Source organism: Micromonospora sp. 050-3, from assembly GCF_046549335.1.
Lineage (GTDB): Bacteria > Actinomycetota > Actinomycetes > Mycobacteriales > Micromonosporaceae > Micromonospora > Micromonospora trifolii.
The window spans coordinates 1,522,276-1,540,982 of record NZ_JAJPVX010000001.1 but is presented as its reverse complement, the minus strand read 5'-3'; the positions used below and the strand labels follow the sequence as shown (position 1 = coordinate 1,540,982).

Genomic DNA, 18,707 nt, shown 5'->3' with positions numbered 1-18,707 from the left:
CGCCGATGTGCCACCGGGTCAGGGACGGAGTGGCTTGCCGGCCAGCGCGGATTCCTCCGGAAAAGCCAACGAGCTGAAGAACTTCTCCGTCTCGGCACTGCGGATGCCTTCGATCTTCGCCAGCAGCACCTCCGTCGCCGCGTAGGCGCGCTGCTCCCGCTCGGTCGGATCAGCGGTCGCCTCGGCGCGGCCGAACGCGAGTTTCCACTGGTTACTCGCCTCGATGAGCCCGAAATGGGTACGCCGCAGCAGTGCCCACATCTGATCCCACTGATAAAAGGTGCGGAGCGCGGTGGCCGTGGCGATGACCACACCCGAGACCGCGATTACCAGGTTCTTACCCGGGTAGCTGAAGCCGGCGAGCAGTGGCAGTGACGCACTGACGACGATGACCAGGATGCCAGTGGAACGAAACAGTCGACGGTGCCATTTCGCCCGCCAGTCGTAATGGTCCCTGAGCTTGTTGACGCTGTCTTCCGCCAACGCGCGATAGACCTGTAAGGGATCGCCGGGAGCCCCGTTCTGCGACTCGGCGAGCAAACCGCTCTGTCCTTGGTCAACAGACACGTCACGATGCTAGATGCTGGCCATGCGACGGTCTATAGCCCGAGAATACGATGTTGTCGGAGTATTGACGGGCGAACATCTCCCGCTCCGGTGAAGCGACCGGCCAGGCAATCACCGGAACACCGCGGCGACGCCACCACGCTGTCAGATTGGACGGAAACGCGTCCACCTCGTAGGCCAGAAAATCGGGTCGAGTGATCAGGTTGCTGACCATACTGCGGCCCACCATCCGGGTCAGCGGCCCGGCGGTGCGCAGCAGCCCGCAGATGCGCCCCACCGGGACCCGGCGGTGCGGCGGCAGCCTTCGCACCCCGACCCGCAGCGCCGCCACGAGTAGCGGGTCGAAGGACTCGACAGCGTACCGCCCCGGGTAGTCGGCGGTCTGTCGCAGCACCTCGTCGACGAGATCGAAGTTGAGGGTGAGCGTCGGCCGTTTCAGCTCGATCAGCAGGGGCACCCGTCCGGCGACCCGGTCCAGCACCTGCGACAGCGTGGGCACCCGCTGGTCGGTGCCCTGCAACCGGAGCCGCTGCCGATCGGCCGGGGTCAGCTCCGCGGTGGCGATCGCCGCACCGGTGAGCGCGGTCAGATCGTAGTCGTGGACGACGACGAGCTCGCCGGAGCGGGTGAGCTGCACGTCCAGCTCGCAGGCGTAGCCGGCGTCGGCGGCTGCTTCGAACGCCGCCAGCGAGTTGGCGGGTCGATTGTCGCCGGTCAACCCGCGGTGCGCGATCGGGGTGTCGAGCAGCCAACTGTCGTCGGACGACACGCGATCCTCCTGAGCTTCCGGGACCGGGGTTACCGCACTCCGGAGCACGCCGTGGAAGGGTTTTCGCGTACCTTACAACCGCCGGCCGCACGTCGACGGTGGGCGTCGTCGCCGATATCGCGATCTCCGTGCTCCCGGTGGTGCGCGCGCTCAGCGTTCGCTGATGAGGGGGGCGTAGTCGCCGCGGGTGAGCGGTCTGCTCGACAGGGAGCCGTCGGCCCGGGGCACGCCGAGAGCCTTGCCGTCGCGCAGGAAGGCCACTGTGGAGACGTCCTCGCGGCTGGTGAGGGTGCAGACGATCTGCCCGAAGGCGAGGACCTCGTCGCTGCGACCGCCAACGTCCGCGGGTTCGTCCACCGCGACGAGGGCCTGCGTCCCGGTCACTGTCGCGCGGGCACCGTTGACCGCCCCCGGCAGCGCGCTCGTCAGGTCGCTGTCCCGTTCGGCGCCGCTGGGCCCGGCGAGCAGATGCCGCAGTTGGTCCGCGATGGTGGGTGGACTGTCGACCCGCCGGATGACGGGGACGATGCGATTGTCCCGGACCAGGCAGAGCGTCTCGGCGGCACTGCCGGCCGGTGCTGTGGTGTCGGCGGGAGCGGCGCTGCTCAGCGGCCCTCGTGGGGGCGGCACCGTGCGCGGGGTGTCGTCGGTGGGGATGCCGCACCCGGTCAGCAGCACGGCGAGCGCCAACGGGGCGAGACGACGGCGCCTCACGACAGGCTCTCCGGCAGGGTGACCCGGAAACAGGCGCCCCCGCCCGGGCGGTCGGCGACCGTCACCTGTCCCGCGTGCGCGGCGGCGTGCTGGGCGACCAACGCCAGCCCCAGACCCGTGCCGTCACCGGCGCCACGGGTGTGGGCGGCTCGCCCCCGGACGAACCGGTCGAAGATCGCCTCGCGGTCCTCGACGGGAACGCCCGGACCGTCATCGTCGACCTCGATGACGCCGCTGTCCCCAGCCCGGTCCAGGCGAACAGCCACCGGGCCACCACCGTAGGTGACAGCGTTGTCGAGCAGGTTCGCCAGGATCTGGGCGATCCGCCGCCGCTCGACCTGCCACGTCGGGGGCACGTCCGGTGCCAGGCGGACGAGAGCGCTCGGCAGGTCGTACGCGTCGCAGGTTTCCCGGGCCAGCTCCACCACGTCCACCGGGGCACGGTGGGCCGGCTGGTCACTGCGGGCCAGGTCGATCAGGTCGTTGACGAGCCGTTGGAAACGGTCGATCTCGTCGGCGACGAGCCCGGCTGCGGTGGCCGTCCGTTCGTCCTGGTGTTCCCGACGGCGGGCCAGGACGCTGGCCGCCGCGGCGAGGGTCTGCAACGGGGAACGCAGTTCGTGGCTGACGTCGGCGGCGAACCGGCGGTCCCGCTCGATGCGCCGGGCGAGGCGGTCGACCATCTGGTTGAACGACGAGGAGAGGCGGGTGAGATCAGGGTCGGTTGCCGGGTCGAGCCGGGCGGTGAAGTCACCGGCGGCGATCTTCTCGGCCGCGTCGGCGACCGCTGTCAGCGGCCGTAGCCCGTGCCGGGTGGCGTACCAGGCGAGGGTGGCGCCAGACCCGGCGACCAGCACCGCGACGCTGGTCAGCGCGAGGGCCAGCACCCGGAAGGTCTGCTCCAGCTCGCGCAGCGAGTTGACCTCGAAGTACGTCGCGGAGGCGGACAGCGGCACCCCGACCACCAGGGCCGGTTGCCCGTCCACGCGGACACGCTGCACGGCTGGCTCCCCGGCGGAGACGACCCGGAGCAGTTCGTCGGGGATGGCGGCCGTGGTGCCGGGATCGGCGGCGCGGGCGTACCACTCGCCGTTGAGGTGCAGCACCGGTCGACGGTTTCCGCCGGTGTCCAACGATCGGAGCACCTCCACCACGTCCGGGGTGTCGGTGTCGAGGCCGGCGCGCACCACGGCGGCGTCGAAGTAGGCGGCCCGCAGGGCGATGCGTTCCCGGTCGTCGAGCAGGGACCGGCGGGTCAACTCGTAGGAGATCAGGGCCATCGACGCCGAGAGCAGGAGCGCGCCGACGGCGAACGCGGCGGTCACGCGGGTGCGCAGTCCGAGGCGTCTCATCGTTGCAGCTTGTAGCCCAGGCCGCGCAGGGTGACCAGGTGCCGAGGGTTCGCCGGGTCCGGCTCGATCTTCTGCCGCAGGCGGCCGACGTGCACGTCGACGAGCCGTTCGTCGCCGCTGTCGTACCCCCAGACCCGTTGCAGCAACTGCTGACGGGACAGCACCCGGCCGGCGTGCTCGGCCAGCTCACAGAGCAGCCGGAACTCGGTGCGGGTGACAGTGACCTGTTGGCCGGCGCGGCGCACCTCCCCCGCCTCCGGACTGATCTCCAACTCCCCGAAGGCGACCGCCGGCACGGGCTCCGGCGCCGAGGTCGTGCCCACCGGCCGGGCGCGTCGGTGCAGAGCCCGCAGGCGGGCGGTCAGCTCCCTGATGGCCACGGGTTTGACCACGTAATCGTCGGCCCCGGCTTCGAGGGCGGCCACGATGTCGTCGGTACCGTCGCGGGCGCTGACCACCACGATCGGGACGTCGTCGTCACGACGCAGCTGTCGGATGCACTCGAAGCCGTCGAGACCGGGCAGCATCAGGTCGACGAGCACGTAGTCGGCCGGGTGGTGGCGTTGGGCGCGCAGGCCCTCCTCGGCCGTGGCCGCGCCGAGGGCGTCGTAGCCCTCGTCCTCGAGTGCGAGCAGCAGCGCGAGCCGGATGCGGTCGTCGTCCTCGATCACCAGTACGGCGGTCATGCCGGAATCATGCTCGGCGGACCGCCGGCCGGCCAACCGTGCCCGCCAGCGGGCGGTTTTGTCACACAACTGTCACAGAGCCTTGCAGTGACCGCCAACCCCGCCGAGCACGGTGGAGAGGAGCGAGGGGCGACGGAGAGGGGTACGGCGATGGCGACGCCGGTGCTGCCCGCCAGGTACACGCTGCCACTGGTCGAGGTTCGCATCACCGAACTCGATCTGGCCTGTCTGCCGGAGGTCGGCGGGGTGTTCGACCGACTGCTGGCACTGCGCCCCGCACAGGTGGTGCTCGACCTGTCCGACTGCCAGCACCTCGACGCCGCCGCCATCGGCCTGCTGCTCGACGTACACCGGAGGCTGACTCGCGCCGACGCGGCCCTCACCGTCCGCAATCCGAACCCCCGGGTCCGGCGCATTCTGCACATCACCCGCCTGGATCAGGTGCTCTCGATTGTGAGCGAGGAAGGACCAGCAGCATGACCGTCGTCCCGGACGAGTATCTGATGACCCTGATTTGCGACACCTGCGGCGAGACCATCCGCGGCACCGCCTGCGTGCTCCCCGACGCCGAGGTCGTCTGGACCCTGGTGGCCGAGCACGGCTGGAGCGGTTCCCCCTTCGCCACCGGGCCGCACCGCTGCCCGCACTGCAGCCTCCTGCCCGCCTCGACCGGTGGCCACGCGTCGCGCGACGACCACGGGCCCGGCGGCATCCTCGGCATCGACCACCTCGACGGCACGACAGTCATCGCCGCCAGCGGTGACATCGACCTCGACACCGGCGAGAACCTGCGCACGGCGCTGCGGCACGTGGCCGAGGTGGGCGGGCACGTCGTGGTCGACCTGAGCCGGGTGCACATCATCGACTCGACCGGCCTCGGTCTGCTCGTCCGCGCCCACCGTGACGCCCGCGAACGCGGTGTCACGCTCTGCCTCGCCGCGCCGTCGCGATTCATCCGCACCGTCCTGCACACCATGCGCCTGGACGGGGCTTTCCCGATCTTCGACAGCCGCGGCGACGCCCTCGCCCAGCTCTCCGACGGCGGCGGGAGGACCCTCCCCGAGGCCCACGCGGTGGCCGTTCCCCGCTGAGGACGCGGGCGACCCGACCGGGTGGCGAGCATGTTTCATGCTGGAGTAATGATTCGTTTCGTACTGAATGTGCTGTGGCTCGTCTTCGGCGGTGGCCTCGTGCTGGCGGTCGGGTACGGCATCGCCGCGCTGATCTGCTTCGTCCTGGTCATCACCATCCCGTTCGGCGTCGCGTCGCTGCGCCTCGCGGTCTACTCGCTGTGGCCCTTCGGCCGCACAGTGGTGCCCAAGCCGGGCGCGGGCGTCGGCTCCGGCCTGGCGAACATCCTCTGGGTGGTGCTGGCCGGATGGTGGCTGGCGCTCTCCCACATCCTCGCTGGCATCGCCCTCTGCGTCACGATCATCGGGATCCCGTTCGGCATCGCCAACTTCAAACTCGTTCCGGCCGCGTTCTGGCCCCTCGGCCGCGACGTCGTCGACGTGCCCTGAACACAGAAAACGGGAGACACCCGGTCTCCCGCCACTTCTAACTTATACCGCACTGGGGGGCTTGCGGCAAGACCCCATTTATGACGCAGAATCGTCGGCCGAGGCCAAATTCTGCCGAAATGGAAGTCATGAATTGGATTCCTTGCCTACCTCCGTGTTCGAACTTCCCGATCACCTCGCCCCCAAGGCCGACCCGGCGCTCATCGCCCACGACGAGCGGCACTTCGCTGCCATGGAGCAGGGCCTCGCGCAGCTGAGCGCCGAGCTGTCCGAGCGTCTGGACACCGCTCGCCGGGCGCCCGGCGGCAAGGGCCGGCAGGCCGTCGACCGGGACGAGGAGGTCCGCCGGCTGACCGCCCGCCTGCGCTCGCTGAGCCGCTACGGGCTGGACCTGTGCCTCGGCCACGTGGTCGAGGCGGACAACCCCGAGCCGGTGTACGTCGGACGTCGCGGTCTCACCGACAGCACGGGCCGACGGCTGCTGCTCGACTGGCGCTCACCCGCCGCCGAGCCGTTCTTCGGCGCGACCCACGCCAACCCGATGGGCCTGGCGAGCCGCCGCCGGTACCGCTGGACCCTCGGCCGGATCAGCGACTACTGGGACGAGGTGTTCACCGCCGACGGGTTCGTGGGGCACGCCGTCGCGCTCGACGACCAGTCCGCGTTCATCGCCAGTCTGGGCAGCGCCCGGTCGGCCCGGATGCGTGACGTGCTCAGCACGATCCAGGCGGACCAGGACGCCATCATCCGGGCGGGGTCGGCCGGCGCCCTCGTGGTCGACGGCGGTCCGGGCACCGGGAAGACCGTCGTCGCCCTGCACCGCACCGCGTACCTGCTCTACTCCGACCCGCGCCTCGGTCAGCGCCGGGGCGGGGTGCTCTTCGTCGGGCCGCACCAGCCCTACCTGGCCTACGTCGGCGACGTCCTGCCCAGCCTCGGCGAGGAGGACGTGCAGACCTGCACCCTGCGCGACCTCGTCCCCGAGGGGGCCACGGCAGCCGTCGACACCGACCCGGACGTGGCCCGCCTGAAGTCCTCGGCCGAGCTGGTCCGGGCGATCGACGCGGCCGTCCGGTTCTACGAGGACCCCCCTACCGCCCCGATGACGGTCCCGGTCGGCGACTCCGACGTCCGCCTGAGCGCCGACGACTGGGCCGACGCGTTCCGGGCGCCGGGTCCGGGCGCGCCGCACAACGAGGCGCGCGAGGAGATCTGGGAGGAGCTGCTCACCATCCTCATCGACCGGTACGACGGCGAGGAGCCGGACGACGTGCTCCGCGAATCGCTGCTGCGTAACCGGGAGCTGCGGGCGACTGTCAACAGTGCGTGGCCGTTGCTCGACGCGGCCGACCTCGTGGGTGACCTGTGGTCGGTGCCCGCGTACCTGCGCAGGTGCGCGCCGTGGCTCAGCCCCGAGGAGGTTCGCACGCTGCAACGTGACAAGCCCCGGGCCTGGACCGTGTCCGACCTGCCGCTGCTCGACGCGGCGCGGCAGCGACTCGGCGACGCTGAACGCTCGGGGCGCACCCGCCGGCGTGACCCGGCTGCCGCTGTCGAACGCGAGCACATGGCCCGGGTCGTCGACGAGCTGCTCGCGGCCGACACCTACGACGACGGCGAGGGCCTGCTGGCGATGCTGCGCCAACCCGACCTGCGCGAGGTCCTGGTCGACGAGTCCGCGCTGCCGGACGCCGACCCGGACCTGCTGGCCGGTCCGTTCGCGCACATCGTCGTCGACGAGGCGCAGGAGTTGACCGACGCCCAGTGGCAGATGCTGCTGGCGCGCTGCCCGTCGCGCAGCTTCACCATTGTGGGAGACCGCGCCCAGGCCCGGCACGGGTTCACCGAGTCGTGGCAGGAACGCCTCAAGCGGGTCGGGCTCGAACGGGTCACAGTGGCCTCGTTGAGCATCAACTACCGCACGCCAGCGGAGGTCATGGCGGAGGCCGAGCCGGTCATCCGGGCCGCGCTCCCCGACGCCAACGTGCCGACCTCCATCCGCGGCAACGGGCTCCCCGTCGTCCACGGATCGGTCGCCGAGCTGGGCTCGATCCTCGACACCTGGCTCGCCGCGCACGCCGACGGGATCGCGTGCGTGATCGGCGACCCGACGTTCCCGCCCACCGCCCGCGTCCGGTCACTCAACCCGGAGCAGGCCAAGGGGCTGGAGTTCGACCTGGTCGTCCTCGTCGACCCGGAAACGTTCGGCACCGGCATCGAAGGGGCCGTCGACCGCTACGTCGCGATGACCCGGGCCACCCAGCAACTCGTGCTCCTGACCAGCTGCTGAGGGCGCTGAGCCCGGCGGGGCTTCGGCGACGTCCGGGGCGGTGGCGTGCCGCCGCCTCAACCGGTAGCGTCGCGCTCTTCGGCAGCCGTGCGCCGCCGGAGTCCCCGAAGGCGCATCCACATGACGCAACCCACGCCCGCCCGGCGTCGACTCGACGCCGCCCTGGCCCATCTCGCCACGACCTTCCCTGGCATGGTCGCCCACCCCGACGACGGCAACTGCGAGTGCCACTGGGGCAGCGCCAAGGAACTTGCCCTGCTCAAGACCCCGGACGTCGAGCTGGACTCGGATCTGCTGCGCCGTACGTACTGGGCCGGTGACTGGGACTTTCCCGCCGTCATGCTGCGCCCGCGAGTTCCTGGACGCCTGGTGGGTCGTCACGCTCACCGACCACGACGCCGAGGTGCCGGCGTACGCGGTGCTGGCCATGCTCGTGGAGGCCTCCGGCGCGCTCGACAGTTGGCTCGCCACCTGGGCGACCGAGAACAGTCCGGTGGCGAGTCAACGGCTTGCCGAGGCTCTCGAAGAGTGGGACTACGACCTGCTCTGCGACGAACTGCCGTGGAACACCTGGGAGTTGACGGACGACGACAAAGAGATCCTCCGCGCGGAACTCACCGCATGGCTGCTCCAGCACGCCCCTGCCCGGCTGCGGATGGCCGACACCGACCCGGAGCTGCTGCACCGGATCAGGCTGCTGGGCGTCACCGGCCCAGCCCGCTGGGACGACCCGCACTGGCCGACCTACACCTGACCGGGGTTCTCGGCGAGGCGGCCCGAGGCCGGGCGGCCGGTGCGGGGTCGCGGGTGGCCCGGTGGCGGGCGCCGGCCACGCTGTCCCGACCCTGGACGACGGAGTTCGGGGATGCCGAGATTCCGACCCAGCGGACACTGAGCTTCCAGAGTCTGAGCAAGCACCCGGTCTGACCCGCGCCCCACCAGGGCGGGTTTCGCGCTGCCGTTGAGGGCGATCGATACCCGCTACGCTGCGCCCTGTGGAGTTCCAGGTGCTCGGGGATGTCGCGGCCAGCCACCGGGGCAGCCCGGTTGAGCTGGGTCGACGGCAGGAGCGCTGCCTGCTGGGGTTGCTGTTGCTGGAGCCCGGCCGGGTGCTGCTGACGGAGCGTCTGATCGAGTTGCTCTGGAGTGACGTCGACGCCGCGGATCGGCGCGCCACCCTGCACACCTACGTGGCCCGGCTGCGGCGGAGGCTCGCCCCGTACGGCATTCGCATCGTCACGCGCGGCGCGGGCTACCTGATCGACGTGGACCCCGCGACGGTCGACCTGCACCGATTCACGGCAGCGGTGGCCCGCACCCGCACGATCGCCGATCCGGCGATCCGTGCTCAGGCGCTGGCTGCGGCCCTCGATCTGTGGCGTGGTCCGCTGTTGGCCGGCGTGGCCGACGAGGCACTGCGTCAGCGGCTCGGGCGTGGTCTCGAGGAGCGGCGGTTGGCTGCGTTCGAGCGGCGGGTGGAGGCTGAACTGGCGGCCGGCGAGCATGTCCGGGTGGTGGGGCTGCTGGCCGACCTGGTGCGGGAGTTCCCCACCAGGGAACACGGGATCGAGCTGTTCATGGTGGCGCTGAGTCGGGCGGGCCGGCGCACCGAAGCGCTGGGCGTCTACCGGGACGCGCGCCGGACGCTTGTCGAGGAGTTCGGTGTCGAGCCCGGCCAGGATCTCCAGCGCCTGCACCAACGGATCCTCGCCGACGACCCGGATCTCGCGCTTCCGACACCCGGCGGTGCCGACAACACCTCGGCCGCGCCGCGGCACCTTCCGCGCGACGTCCCCGGGTTCATCGGCCGCGACGCGGATCTCGTGGCCCTCGACAACGCCGTCAACGACGGCGATGCGTCCTCCGGTGTCGCGCCGATCTGCACGATCGGTGGAATCGGCGGGCTCGGCAAGACGGCGTTGGCCGTGCACTGGGCGCATCGGGTTGCCTCGCGTTACCCAGACGGCCAGGTGTTCGTCAACCTGCGTGGCCACGGAACCGATTCGCCGACCCGTCCGATCGACGCACTCGGTCAGCTGTTGCGGGCGCTGAGCGTGCCACCGGAGCGGATACCCCTCGACGTCGACGAGGCAGCGGCCCTGTACCGGTCGACGCTCGCGGACCGGCGGGTGCTGGTCCTGCTCGACAACGCCGTCTCCTCCGAGCAGGTGCGTCCGCTGCTCCCGGCGTCGCCGTACTGCCTGACGGTCGTCACCAGCCGCAATCGCCTCGACGGGCTGGTGGCCCACGAGGGGGCACAGAGCCTGAGGCTGGGTCTGCTGTCCGACGACGAGGCATACCGGCTCGTCGCGACGATGATCGGCGCGGATCGTGCGGCGGCGAGCCGGGACGAGATCCTCCGACTGGCGGCGCTCTGCGGAAACCTGCCATTGGCCCTGCGCGTCGCCGCCGCACGGATCGTCGTGGACGAACGTCTGACCGTACCGGATCTACTGCTGGAGCTGGCGGACGCCCGAGAGCGGCTGTCCGGGCTGGCCGTCGAGGGCGACAGCGCGGTACGCGGCGTCTTCGCGGTGTCCTACCGCGCACTGCCGGCCGCCTCGGCGCGCGTGTTCCGGCTGTTGGGCCTCGTGCCGAACACGGCGTTGCCGGCCTCGGCCGTGGCGGTCCTCGCGGGTCAGGCCGAGAGCCAGATCCAGAAGCACATCGACGAACTGGTGGACCGGCACCTCCTCGACGACGACGGCACGGGCCGCTACCAGATGCACGACCTGCTCCGGATCTACGGGGCCGAGCGGGCCGAGCGGGAGGATTCCGATCGCGATCGCCTCCTGGCGGTGGGGCGGCTCGCCGACGCGTATGTCCAGCAGGGTGTGGCCGCTCAGGGTGTGTTCCAGCGCCTCCGTACGTCTGTGCCCATGCGCATCGCCCATCCACTCGCGCTGGCGCCCACCTTCGACTCGATGGGTGCCGCCAGCGCGTGGTTCCAGTTGGAGGGCGGCAACCTGGTGGCGTTGGTCAGGATCTGCGACGACCTCGGGCTGGCGCGAGAGACGTGGCAGCTCGCCGACTGCCAGTACAGCTTCCTGGTCCGAACCCACGCCCTGACGACACTGCGGGAGACCCACGAGCTGGGGGTGGTCGCGGCGCGCCTCGACGACCGGCCGGACGGTGAGCGGCTGATGGCGAACGGGCTCGGTGTCGCCTACGCGCTGGGGCGGAGCTTCGACCAGGCCATTCGGTGGATGGAGAGGGCCGCGCAGGTCAACCTGGAGCAGAGTTCGCCCCGCGACGAGGTCGTCAGCCGGATGAACATCGGCAACGCCTACGGGCAGAAGGGCGACTGGAACGAGTCCGAGAAGCACCTGCGCCTCGCGCTGGCCGGCGCCCGACAGTTGGACGACGTCTTCATCCTGTGCGTCTGCCTCAGCAATCTCGGCTGGCTCTATACCGAACAGGGTCGGGCGCACGAGTCGCTCGCCCTCCTCGAAGAGGCCCTGCGGATCGCCGTCGACCACGACATCCGGCAGCAGATTCCCCCGCTTGAGGTGCACCTCGCGCACCAGAACGCGAACCTCGCGCGGTACGAGTCCACGGTTCGGCACGCCCGGGCGGCGGTGTCCCTGCGACAGCTCGGCGATCATCTCAGCACCGCTCGCGGGCTCTACTGGCTCGGCATCGGCCTCGACGGCCTCGGGGCCACCGAGGAGGCGGTCGACAGCTGGCGGGAGTCCCTCGCGTTGATGACCGACATCGGCAGCGGCGACGCCGACTATCCGGCCGCCGCCCTCGCGCGGTCCGGCCACCACGCGCAGACCGGTCCGGCCTGAGCCACCGGCCACAGTGGCCTGGTAAGGGTTTGGTCAGATGGCCGCGTCAGTCTCTCGGTAGAGCCGGCAAGGATCGACGGGCCGGGTGGACCCAGAGGGAGGGTCAATGCTCAGGAGCATGGCACGGATCGGAGCAATCGTACTGGTACTGGCTGCGGCGGCGCTCGCGCCGTCCGCACCCGCGTCGGCGGACTCGGGCGGCGGATGCCGTAACCACGGGTCGTACTCGAACCCGTACGTCTGCATCAGCGTCCGCGGAGGCACAACGAATCCGCTGATCGGCGACTTCTATCTCAACTCCACCCCAGCCGGCGAGCGGACAGCCAACATCCAGATCGTCGCGTGGTGCGGCAACAGCGCGACGTTCACCAACCCCTACTGGTGGGGCATCGTCCCCAACCACTCCCCCCAGATCGGTATGTACAAACCCTGCTCCAGCGGTTACGCGTACACGCGGGTGGCCTTCTACAACGCCGGCGGCTCGTACATGTACACCGCGACCAGCCCAAACCAGTTCTGGTGATCTAAGGCCACGCGAGCACGAACTGTCTCCGCAGGGCCAGCACGGGGTGGCCCTGCGGAGACATCGGTACTAGTTGCCGAGCGTGACGTGCAGAATCCTCTCGTTGCTGTTGTTCGGGGTGCTGTCCTTGTCACCGACGGTGGTGGTGGTCAGCCACAGCCCCCCGTCGGGAGCCGGCTCCACCGTCCGCAACCGACCGTAGGTGCCACTGAAGTACGTCTGCACGTTCGTCAGGCTGCTGCCGCTGATCACCGCGCGGTACATTCGAGCGCCTCGGGCGCAGGCCACGTAGAGCGCGTCGCGCACGATCGTGATGCCGGAGCAGGACCCTTCGGCAGTCGGATAGGTGCGCGCCGGCGCGATGAAACCGGCCGTACCGCAGGTGCCACTGGTGCCCTCGCACGCCGGCCAGCCGTAGTTTCCGCCCTTGGTGATCAGGTTGGTCTCGTCCATGACCGAGTTGCCGAACTCCTGCTCCCACAGCCGGCCCTGCGAGTCGAACGCCAGCCCCTGCGGGTTGCGGTGGCCATAGCTCCACACGTAGTTGCCGAACGGGTTGTCCGACGGGACGGTGCCGTCCGGGTTGAGTCGCAGGATCTTGCCCTCGAGGCTCGACCGGTCCTGAGCGTAGTTGCCGTTCTGGGCGTCGCCGGTGCTGGCGTACAGCTTGCCGTCCGGGCCGAACCGCAGGCGACCACCGTCGTGGTACTTGTTACGCCGGATGCCGCTGAGCAGGATCTGCTCGCTGGCGGTGTTGAGTCGCCCGTTCTCCAGCCTGATCCGGACGATGCGGTTGTCGCTCGGCGAGGTGTGCATGATGTACAGCCAGCGGTCGCTGGAGTAGTTGGCCGAGATGGCGAGCCCCAACAGGCCACCCTCACCGTCGGTGCTCTGCACGTTCGGCACAGTGCCCAGGTTGGTCTTGGCCCCGGTGGTCGGGTTGAGCTGGATGATGTCGTGCGCGTCGCGGCGGTTGTAGAGGACGCTGCCGTCCGGCAACGTCACCAGACCCCACGGGATGTCCGTGTCGGTGGTGACCTGCCGTACCCCGCACACCGGGTTGGCGCACGCGGCGCCGGTGGTCACCGTCGCGGTGCCGCTGCGCGACGAGGCGTTGTCCTGCGCGTCCCGAGCCACCACGTAGTACTGGTAGGAGGTGTTCGCCGCCAGACCGCTGTCAGTGAACGTGGTCGCCGGCGGCGCGCCGGTGACAGTGCCCACCTTCGCGCCGGCCCGGTAGATGTCGTACGCCCGCACCCCGATGTTGTCGGTCGAAGCGGTCCAGCGCAGCGTCACAGTGGTGCCCGACGCGGTGCCGGTGAGCTGTTGCGGCGCCGTCGGCGGCTGGCTGTCGGCCTGACAGGGCGGCGGAGTGATCGAGACGGTGGCGCTCGCCTGCGACACGTTGCCGGCGGCGTCGCGGGCGTTGACGTACAGGCCCCAGGTCGCCCCGGCCACCACTGTGAGGTTGGTGGAGAGCGTCGTGCCACTCACCGACTTCATCAGCTGGCCATCGTGGTAGATGTCGTAGAAGGCCACAGCGACGTTGTCCGTCGAGGCGTTCCACGCGAACGTCACCGAGTTGCAGGTCAGGCCGCTGACCCGTGGGCTGCCCGGCGCCGTCGGCGGCTGGCTGTCGGCGCTGCCGAGGGACGTCGTCCACCGCTGGTTGGACTGCCCGTTGCAGGTCCAGAGACCGACTGTGGTGCTGTTGGCGGTGCCCGCGCCGGACACGTCCAGGCACAGGCCGGACTGGTCCCCGACGATGGTCCCGGAGGTGGTGATCCGCCAGCGTTGGTTGGCGCCGCCGGTGCAGCCGTTGATCTGCAGCGTGGCCGGTGCGGTGGTGTCCTGGCCGACGACGTCCAGGCACATCGTGTCGTCGTAGACCCGCAGCTCACCAGTTGAAGTCAAGGTCCACGCCTGGTTGGCCTGGCCGTTGCAGTCGTAGATGTTGATGCCGGCGCCTGCGGTTCTGACGTTGCCGACCACGTCCAGGCAACGACCGCTGGCCACGCCGACGACCGTCGACGGCGCCGCGGCGGCCGCCGGCACACCGACGGCCAGGCTCAGCAGCGTCACCGCCACCATCGCCGCCGGCAACAGCCGTCGTCGTGGGCGTAGTGGGTTTCTCCGCGCGATGACTCGCATCCGTCCTCCAGGCTCAGGGCATCGACCGGCCCACCCAGACGACGAAGCGCCCGACCACGCCGAACATGCACATCGACCATCAAAGATGCATTGGTCGCACAAGTCAAACGATGTCCCTCGATCGGGGGGCGAACGGTGCAGACGCCTCTCCTCCTCAGGTCGTAGGCGCAGTGCCGTCCTGCGCCAGATGGATCAGCGCGATTCCTCGGACAGGCTTGTTCCAGGGCGTCGGGTGACGCCGTACGGACCTGCTCCGGACACCCGTTCGCCTGGGAAGGCACTGGCAGACAATGCGCCCACTCTTTCTTCTTCCATCCCGGCGACACCAGCCTCTCGTCCGAATCGGCGCGGTGCTGGCGACCGCTGTCGTCCTCGCCGTGAGCACCGCCGGCTGCGGCGCGCCGCAGCGCAACCCCGCACCGCCCATCGACGCTCCGGCGGCACCCGCGAGCGGGGCAGGTTCCGCCCTGACCGGCGCCGACGTCAACGCCTGGCTCGACGGCCTGCTGCCGGCCGCGCTCGACCGCACCGACATCGCGGGAGTCACTGTCGCCGTCGTGGACGACGGCAAGATCATCACAACCCGGGGGTACGGGTACGCCGACACCGGCGCCGGCGGTAACGGGGCCGTACCGGTCGACCCGGACCGGCATCTGTTCCGGATGGGATCGGTGTCGAAGCTCGTCACCGCCACCGCTGTGCTGCAACTCGTGCAGAGCGGCAACCTCGACCTCGACGCCGACGTCAAGACGTACCTCGACTTCGAGCTGCCGCTCCGCTACGAGCAGGCCGTCACGCTGCGGCACCTGCTGACGCACACCGCCGGCTTCGAGGAGCGGATCGCCGGCCTCATCGGCACCGACGGCAGCGACCTCAACCTGCGCAAGGCGCTGATGACCGACCCACCGGAGCAGATCTACGAGCCCGGCACCGTCCCCGCGTACTCCAACTACAGCAACGCGCTCGCCGGCTACATCGTCGAACGCGTCAGCGGGACGCGCTTCGAGGAGTACGTCCAACGCAACATCCTGGACCGCGCGGGCATGCCGTCGTCGACCTTCGAGCAGCCCCTCCCGGCGGCGCTGCGCGACCGGATGTCCAACGGGTACGACACCTCTACCGCGCCCGCCGCGCCGTTCGAGATCGTCGGCACGCCCCCGCCCGGCGCGCTCAGCGCCCCGGCGACGGACATGGCGCGATTCATGCTCGCCCAGCTCGGCGAGCCGGCGGGCTTCGCGCCCCTGCTGGACCAACCGACCCGCGAGCTGATGCAGCGGCCGGCACTCGACGCGACGTCGCTTGGCACGCTGGCCGACGGGCCCCGGATGACCCTCGGATTCTTCACCGAGGACCGCAACGGCCACCGGATCCTCGGCCACGGCGGCGACACCAAGTATTTCCACTCCCACCTTCAGATCTATCCCGACGACCGGGCCGGCATCTTCCTGTCCCTCAACAGCAACGGCTCCGGCGCCCTCGACAGCCACGAGCTTCGCGAGTCGGTCGTGAACGGCTTCGCCGACCGCTACTTCCCCGCCCGCGACGACCAGCCGACCACCGGCGTGGACCCGGCGACCACCGCCAAGCACGCTGCGCTGGCCGCCGGCACGTACGAGTCCTCGCGAGCGATACAGAGCAACTTCCTGACGCTGATCGGCCTGGTCGGTCGGACCACTGTCAGCGTCGCCGACGGCGACCGGTTGCTGGTGGAACCGGGCCCGTTGTCCGACTCCCCCGCCCTCTACCAGGAGGTGAAGCCCTGGGTCTGGCGCGAGGTCGGCGGGCAACGCACGATCGCCATGCGGGCGACCGACGACCGGGTCGAGGCGATCAGTTTCGACTCCGCGTTCGCGTTGCTGCCCGTCGAGCCCGCCCGCGCCTCCACTGTGGCCGTTCCGGTGCTGGCCCTGTCGACAGTCGTGCTGCTGCTCACCGTTCTCTCCTGGCCGGTCGGCGCGATCGTCCGCCGTCGGCTCGGCCGCGCTCCCCGGGAGCGGGCGGGGCGCACCGCGCGGATCCTGAGCCGCCTCGCCGTCGCCGGCACACTGCTCGCGTTCGCCGGGTGGGTGCTGAGCATCAGCAGCATCATGGGCCTCCAGGACGTTCCCTTTGCCGGCCTGCGCACCATTCAGGTGCTGCAACTGGTCGGACTGCTCGGTGTGCTGCCCGCCGCGGTCCGGCTCGTCGACGACGTGCGACGCCACGTCGGCTGGCGGCGGATCACCGGCAGTGGCCTGATCCTGTTCGCTCTCGCCGGCGCGGGCTGGTTCGCCGTGGAGTTCCACCTGCTCGCGCCTAGCATCTCCTACTGACCCGCCCGACCCGGGACGACCCGGAGCAAGGACGCGCACCGCATGAGGGACCACGCCGACACCGAACCCGGCACACCGCGACTGACGAAGTGGCTCGACGAACGGCTCACCCGGCTCGGGGTGACCGGGGTGTTCCCACGGGACTGCCTGCTGGCCGCGGTGCTGACCGTCCTGACGTTCGTACTGCTCACCGCGCTGTTCTGGTTCGTGGCACCGGAGGACGGGGTGTCGTTCGACAGGGCGCGGGCCTGGCTGCTCGTCGCCATCTGCTGCGCGCAGGCGATGCTGCTGTGCCTGCGTCGGGTCCGGCCACTGCTCTGCCTCGCACTCGTCGTCGGCCTCCAACTGCCCATCATCGGCTTCTCCCTGCCCGAGGCGACCATCCGTGGCCTCGCACCGTTCGTCGTGGCGTACACCGTCGGGTCCTTGCTGCCGGTTCGCCGTGCGCTGCTGGCCGTCGGCGCGGTCGTGGTGGCGGAGTCGATCGGGGCGGCCGTCGTGGTGACCCCGGATCTGCTGACGGCCATCGCGTACGTCTCGGCGAGCGCCCTGACCTACGCCGGCGCGACCTTCGTCGGCGGCTACGTGGCCACCTACCGGCGCTACGTCGAGTTGGTCCGCGTGCGGGCGGACGAGGCGATCCGGGAGCAACGCACGAAGGTCCAGGCGGCCATCGGCGCGGAGCGCTCCCGGATGGCCCGGGAGCTGCACGACGTGGCGGCGCACCACCTCTCCGGCATGGTCGTGCAGGCGGCGGCGGTCGAGCGGCTGATCGACCGGGACCCGGCGGCCGCGAAGGCCGGTGTGGCCTGGATCCGCAGCCAGGGCAAGGAGACCCTGGACAATCTCCGGCTGGTCGTCGGTGTGCTGCGCGGCAGGCCGGGGCACGAGGGCGGCGACGGCGGCGCCCCGGTGCCGGGGCTGGGCATGCTCGACGACCTCGTCCGCACCGCGGGCAAGCTCGCCGGCCCGGTGGATTTCGTCCGGGAGGGCGAGGAGCGCGAGGTGCCGCCGATCGCCGACGTCGCGCTCTACCGGATCGCGCAGGAGTCGCTCAGCAACGCCCGCCAGCACGCCCCGGGCGCTGCGGCGCGGGTGGTGCTCCGCTTCGAGCCCCGCTCGGTGTCGCTGGAGGTGGTGAACGAACCCGTCGCGCCGCGACGCGTACCGGCGGCACGGACCGGCGGCGTCGGCCTGGTGGGCATGCGCGAGCGCGCCCAGCTGATCGGGGCGACGTTCACCGCCGGCCCGACCGCAGCCGGTGGCTGGTCGGTCGCCGCGACCCTCCCGACGAACGGTCCCGCAGCATCCCGGCCGAAGGAAGAGGCCCCAGCATGATCAGAGTGATGCTCGTCGACGATCAGGCAGTGGTCCGCGCCGGCTTCCGCGTCATCCTGGAGCAGGCCGGCGAGATCGAGGTCGTGGCGGAGGCGTCGAACGGGTCCGCCGCCGTCGAACTGGCCCGCCGGCTGCAACCGGACGTCATCTGCATGGACGTCCGGATGCCGCACGGCGACGGGCTCACCGCGACCCGGCAGATCGTCGCCGAGGCGACCGGGACGCCACCGGCGGTGCTGGTCGTGACGACCTTCGACCTCGACGAGTACGTCTTCGGCGCGTTGGAGTCCGGCGCCAGCGGGTTCATCCTCAAGGACTGTGAGCCCGAGGAGCTGATTGAGGCGATCCGTCGCCTCGCGAGCGGATACGGGCTCGTCGACCAGGCCGTCACCCGTCGGGTGATCTCGGAGTTCGCCAGGCGTACGCCCGCTCCCCGCTCGGACGCGGCGGCGGCGCACCAACTGACCGCGCGGGAGACCGAGATCGTGGAGCTGCTCGCGCAGGGCCTGTCGAACGTCGAGATCGCCGAGCAGCTCTTCATCGAGACCAGCACTGTCAAGTCGCACCTCGGGCGCGCGATGGCGAAGATCGGCGCACGGGATCGGCTACAGACCGTCGTCTGGGCGTACCAGAACGGCGTGGTCCACCGGTAAGAACCCCGAACAGACCTCGCGACGCTCCGAGGTCGGAGCCT

The 18,707-nt window shown here is 70.6% G+C and carries 16 protein-coding genes; 10 read left to right on the top strand and 6 right to left on the bottom strand.

From position 1 onward, the window contains the following. Nucleotides 1–18: 18 nt before the first annotated feature. The 5 genes from ACLJOK_RS07055 to ACLJOK_RS07035 all read right to left on the bottom strand — a co-directional run bounded on the left by ACLJOK_RS07055 (nucleotide 19) and on the right by ACLJOK_RS07035 (nucleotide 4,088). Nucleotides 19–567 (bottom strand): SLATT domain-containing protein, encoded by a 549-nt coding sequence (locus tag ACLJOK_RS07055; RefSeq protein WP_410816987.1) that lies wholly within the window; start codon nucleotides 565–567, stop codon nucleotides 19–21. Between the two features lies 1 nt (nucleotide 568). Then, entirely contained in the window at nucleotides 569–1,336 is a 768-nt protein-coding gene (locus ACLJOK_RS07050) for a glycerophosphodiester phosphodiesterase family protein (RefSeq protein WP_410816985.1), read from the bottom strand. A gap of 150 nt (nucleotides 1,337–1,486) precedes the next feature. Beyond that, nucleotides 1,487–2,050: a GerMN domain-containing protein gene (locus tag ACLJOK_RS07045; RefSeq protein WP_410816984.1), complete on the bottom strand. Its 564-nt coding sequence runs from the start codon at nucleotides 2,048–2,050 to the stop codon at nucleotides 1,487–1,489. Next, nucleotides 2,047–3,402 carry a sensor histidine kinase gene (locus ACLJOK_RS07040; protein ID WP_410816983.1) on the bottom strand — a complete coding sequence of 452 codons (1,356 nt, stop codon included), beginning with the start codon at nucleotides 3,400–3,402 and terminating at the stop codon, nucleotides 2,047–2,049. Before ACLJOK_RS07040 ends, ACLJOK_RS07045 begins: the two co-directional genes overlap by 4 nt. Next, nucleotides 3,399–4,088, bottom strand: a complete 690-nt coding sequence (locus ACLJOK_RS07035) for a response regulator transcription factor (protein WP_410816981.1) — start codon at nucleotides 4,086–4,088, stop codon at nucleotides 3,399–3,401. Before ACLJOK_RS07035 ends, ACLJOK_RS07040 begins: the two co-directional genes overlap by 4 nt. 150 nt (nucleotides 4,089–4,238) lie before the next feature. Here ACLJOK_RS07035 and ACLJOK_RS07030 point away from each other — a divergent pair, with 150 nt between their 5' ends. The 7 genes from ACLJOK_RS07030 (at nucleotide 4,239) to ACLJOK_RS07000 (ending at nucleotide 12,212) form a co-directional block, all read left to right on the top strand. Beyond that, nucleotides 4,239–4,568 carry an STAS domain-containing protein gene (locus tag ACLJOK_RS07030; RefSeq protein ID WP_410816979.1) on the top strand — a complete coding sequence of 110 codons (330 nt, stop codon included), beginning with the start codon at nucleotides 4,239–4,241 and terminating at the stop codon, nucleotides 4,566–4,568. Continuing rightward, nucleotides 4,565–5,179, top strand: a complete 615-nt coding sequence (locus tag ACLJOK_RS07025) for an STAS domain-containing protein (protein WP_410816977.1) — start codon at nucleotides 4,565–4,567, stop codon at nucleotides 5,177–5,179. Before ACLJOK_RS07030 ends, ACLJOK_RS07025 begins: the two co-directional genes overlap by 4 nt. Nucleotides 5,180–5,227: 48 nt before the next feature. Continuing rightward, nucleotides 5,228–5,608 carry a YccF domain-containing protein gene (locus ACLJOK_RS07020; RefSeq protein ID WP_410816976.1) on the top strand — a complete coding sequence of 127 codons (381 nt, stop codon included), beginning with the start codon at nucleotides 5,228–5,230 and terminating at the stop codon, nucleotides 5,606–5,608. Nucleotides 5,609–5,762: 154 nt separating this feature from the next. Continuing rightward, a complete protein-coding gene (gene helR, locus ACLJOK_RS07015) occupies nucleotides 5,763–7,898 on the top strand; it encodes an RNA polymerase recycling motor ATPase HelR (protein WP_410816975.1) in 2,136 nt (711 codons plus the stop codon). Between the two features lie 316 nt (nucleotides 7,899–8,214). Beyond that, nucleotides 8,215–8,652, top strand: a complete 438-nt coding sequence (locus ACLJOK_RS07010; protein WP_410816974.1) for a hypothetical protein — start codon at nucleotides 8,215–8,217, stop codon at nucleotides 8,650–8,652. Nucleotides 8,653–8,893: 241 nt separating this feature from the next. Continuing rightward, a complete protein-coding gene (locus tag ACLJOK_RS07005) occupies nucleotides 8,894–11,689 on the top strand; it encodes an AfsR/SARP family transcriptional regulator (protein ID WP_410816973.1) in 2,796 nt (931 codons plus the stop codon). A gap of 118 nt (nucleotides 11,690–11,807) precedes the next feature. Further along, nucleotides 11,808–12,212 carry a hypothetical protein gene (locus ACLJOK_RS07000; RefSeq protein WP_410816971.1) on the top strand — a complete coding sequence of 135 codons (405 nt, stop codon included), beginning with the start codon at nucleotides 11,808–11,810 and terminating at the stop codon, nucleotides 12,210–12,212. Nucleotides 12,213–12,281: 69 nt separating this feature from the next. On the opposite strand, the gene ACLJOK_RS06995 is transcribed toward ACLJOK_RS07000, so the two are convergent. Beyond that, a complete protein-coding gene (locus ACLJOK_RS06995) occupies nucleotides 12,282–14,363 on the bottom strand; it encodes a PQQ-dependent sugar dehydrogenase (protein WP_410816970.1) in 2,082 nt (693 codons plus the stop codon). A gap of 350 nt (nucleotides 14,364–14,713) precedes the next feature. On the opposite strand from ACLJOK_RS06995, the gene ACLJOK_RS06990 reads away from it, so the two are divergent. The 3 genes from ACLJOK_RS06990 to ACLJOK_RS06980 are packed head-to-tail and all read left to right on the top strand — an operon-like array spanning nucleotide 14,714 to nucleotide 18,666. Continuing rightward, a complete protein-coding gene (locus ACLJOK_RS06990) occupies nucleotides 14,714–16,675 on the top strand; it encodes a serine hydrolase domain-containing protein (RefSeq protein WP_410816969.1) in 1,962 nt (653 codons plus the stop codon). Between the two features lie 42 nt (nucleotides 16,676–16,717). Further along, the gene (locus tag ACLJOK_RS06985) at nucleotides 16,718–18,013 is read left to right on the top strand and encodes a sensor histidine kinase (RefSeq protein ID WP_410816967.1); all 1,296 of its coding nucleotides are present in this window, start codon (nucleotides 16,718–16,720) and stop codon (nucleotides 18,011–18,013) included. Next, nucleotides 18,010–18,666 (top strand): response regulator, encoded by a 657-nt coding sequence (locus ACLJOK_RS06980; protein ID WP_091399607.1) that lies wholly within the window; start codon nucleotides 18,010–18,012, stop codon nucleotides 18,664–18,666. Before ACLJOK_RS06985 ends, ACLJOK_RS06980 begins: the two co-directional genes overlap by 4 nt. The last annotated feature ends 41 nt before the right edge of the window (nucleotides 18,667–18,707 follow it).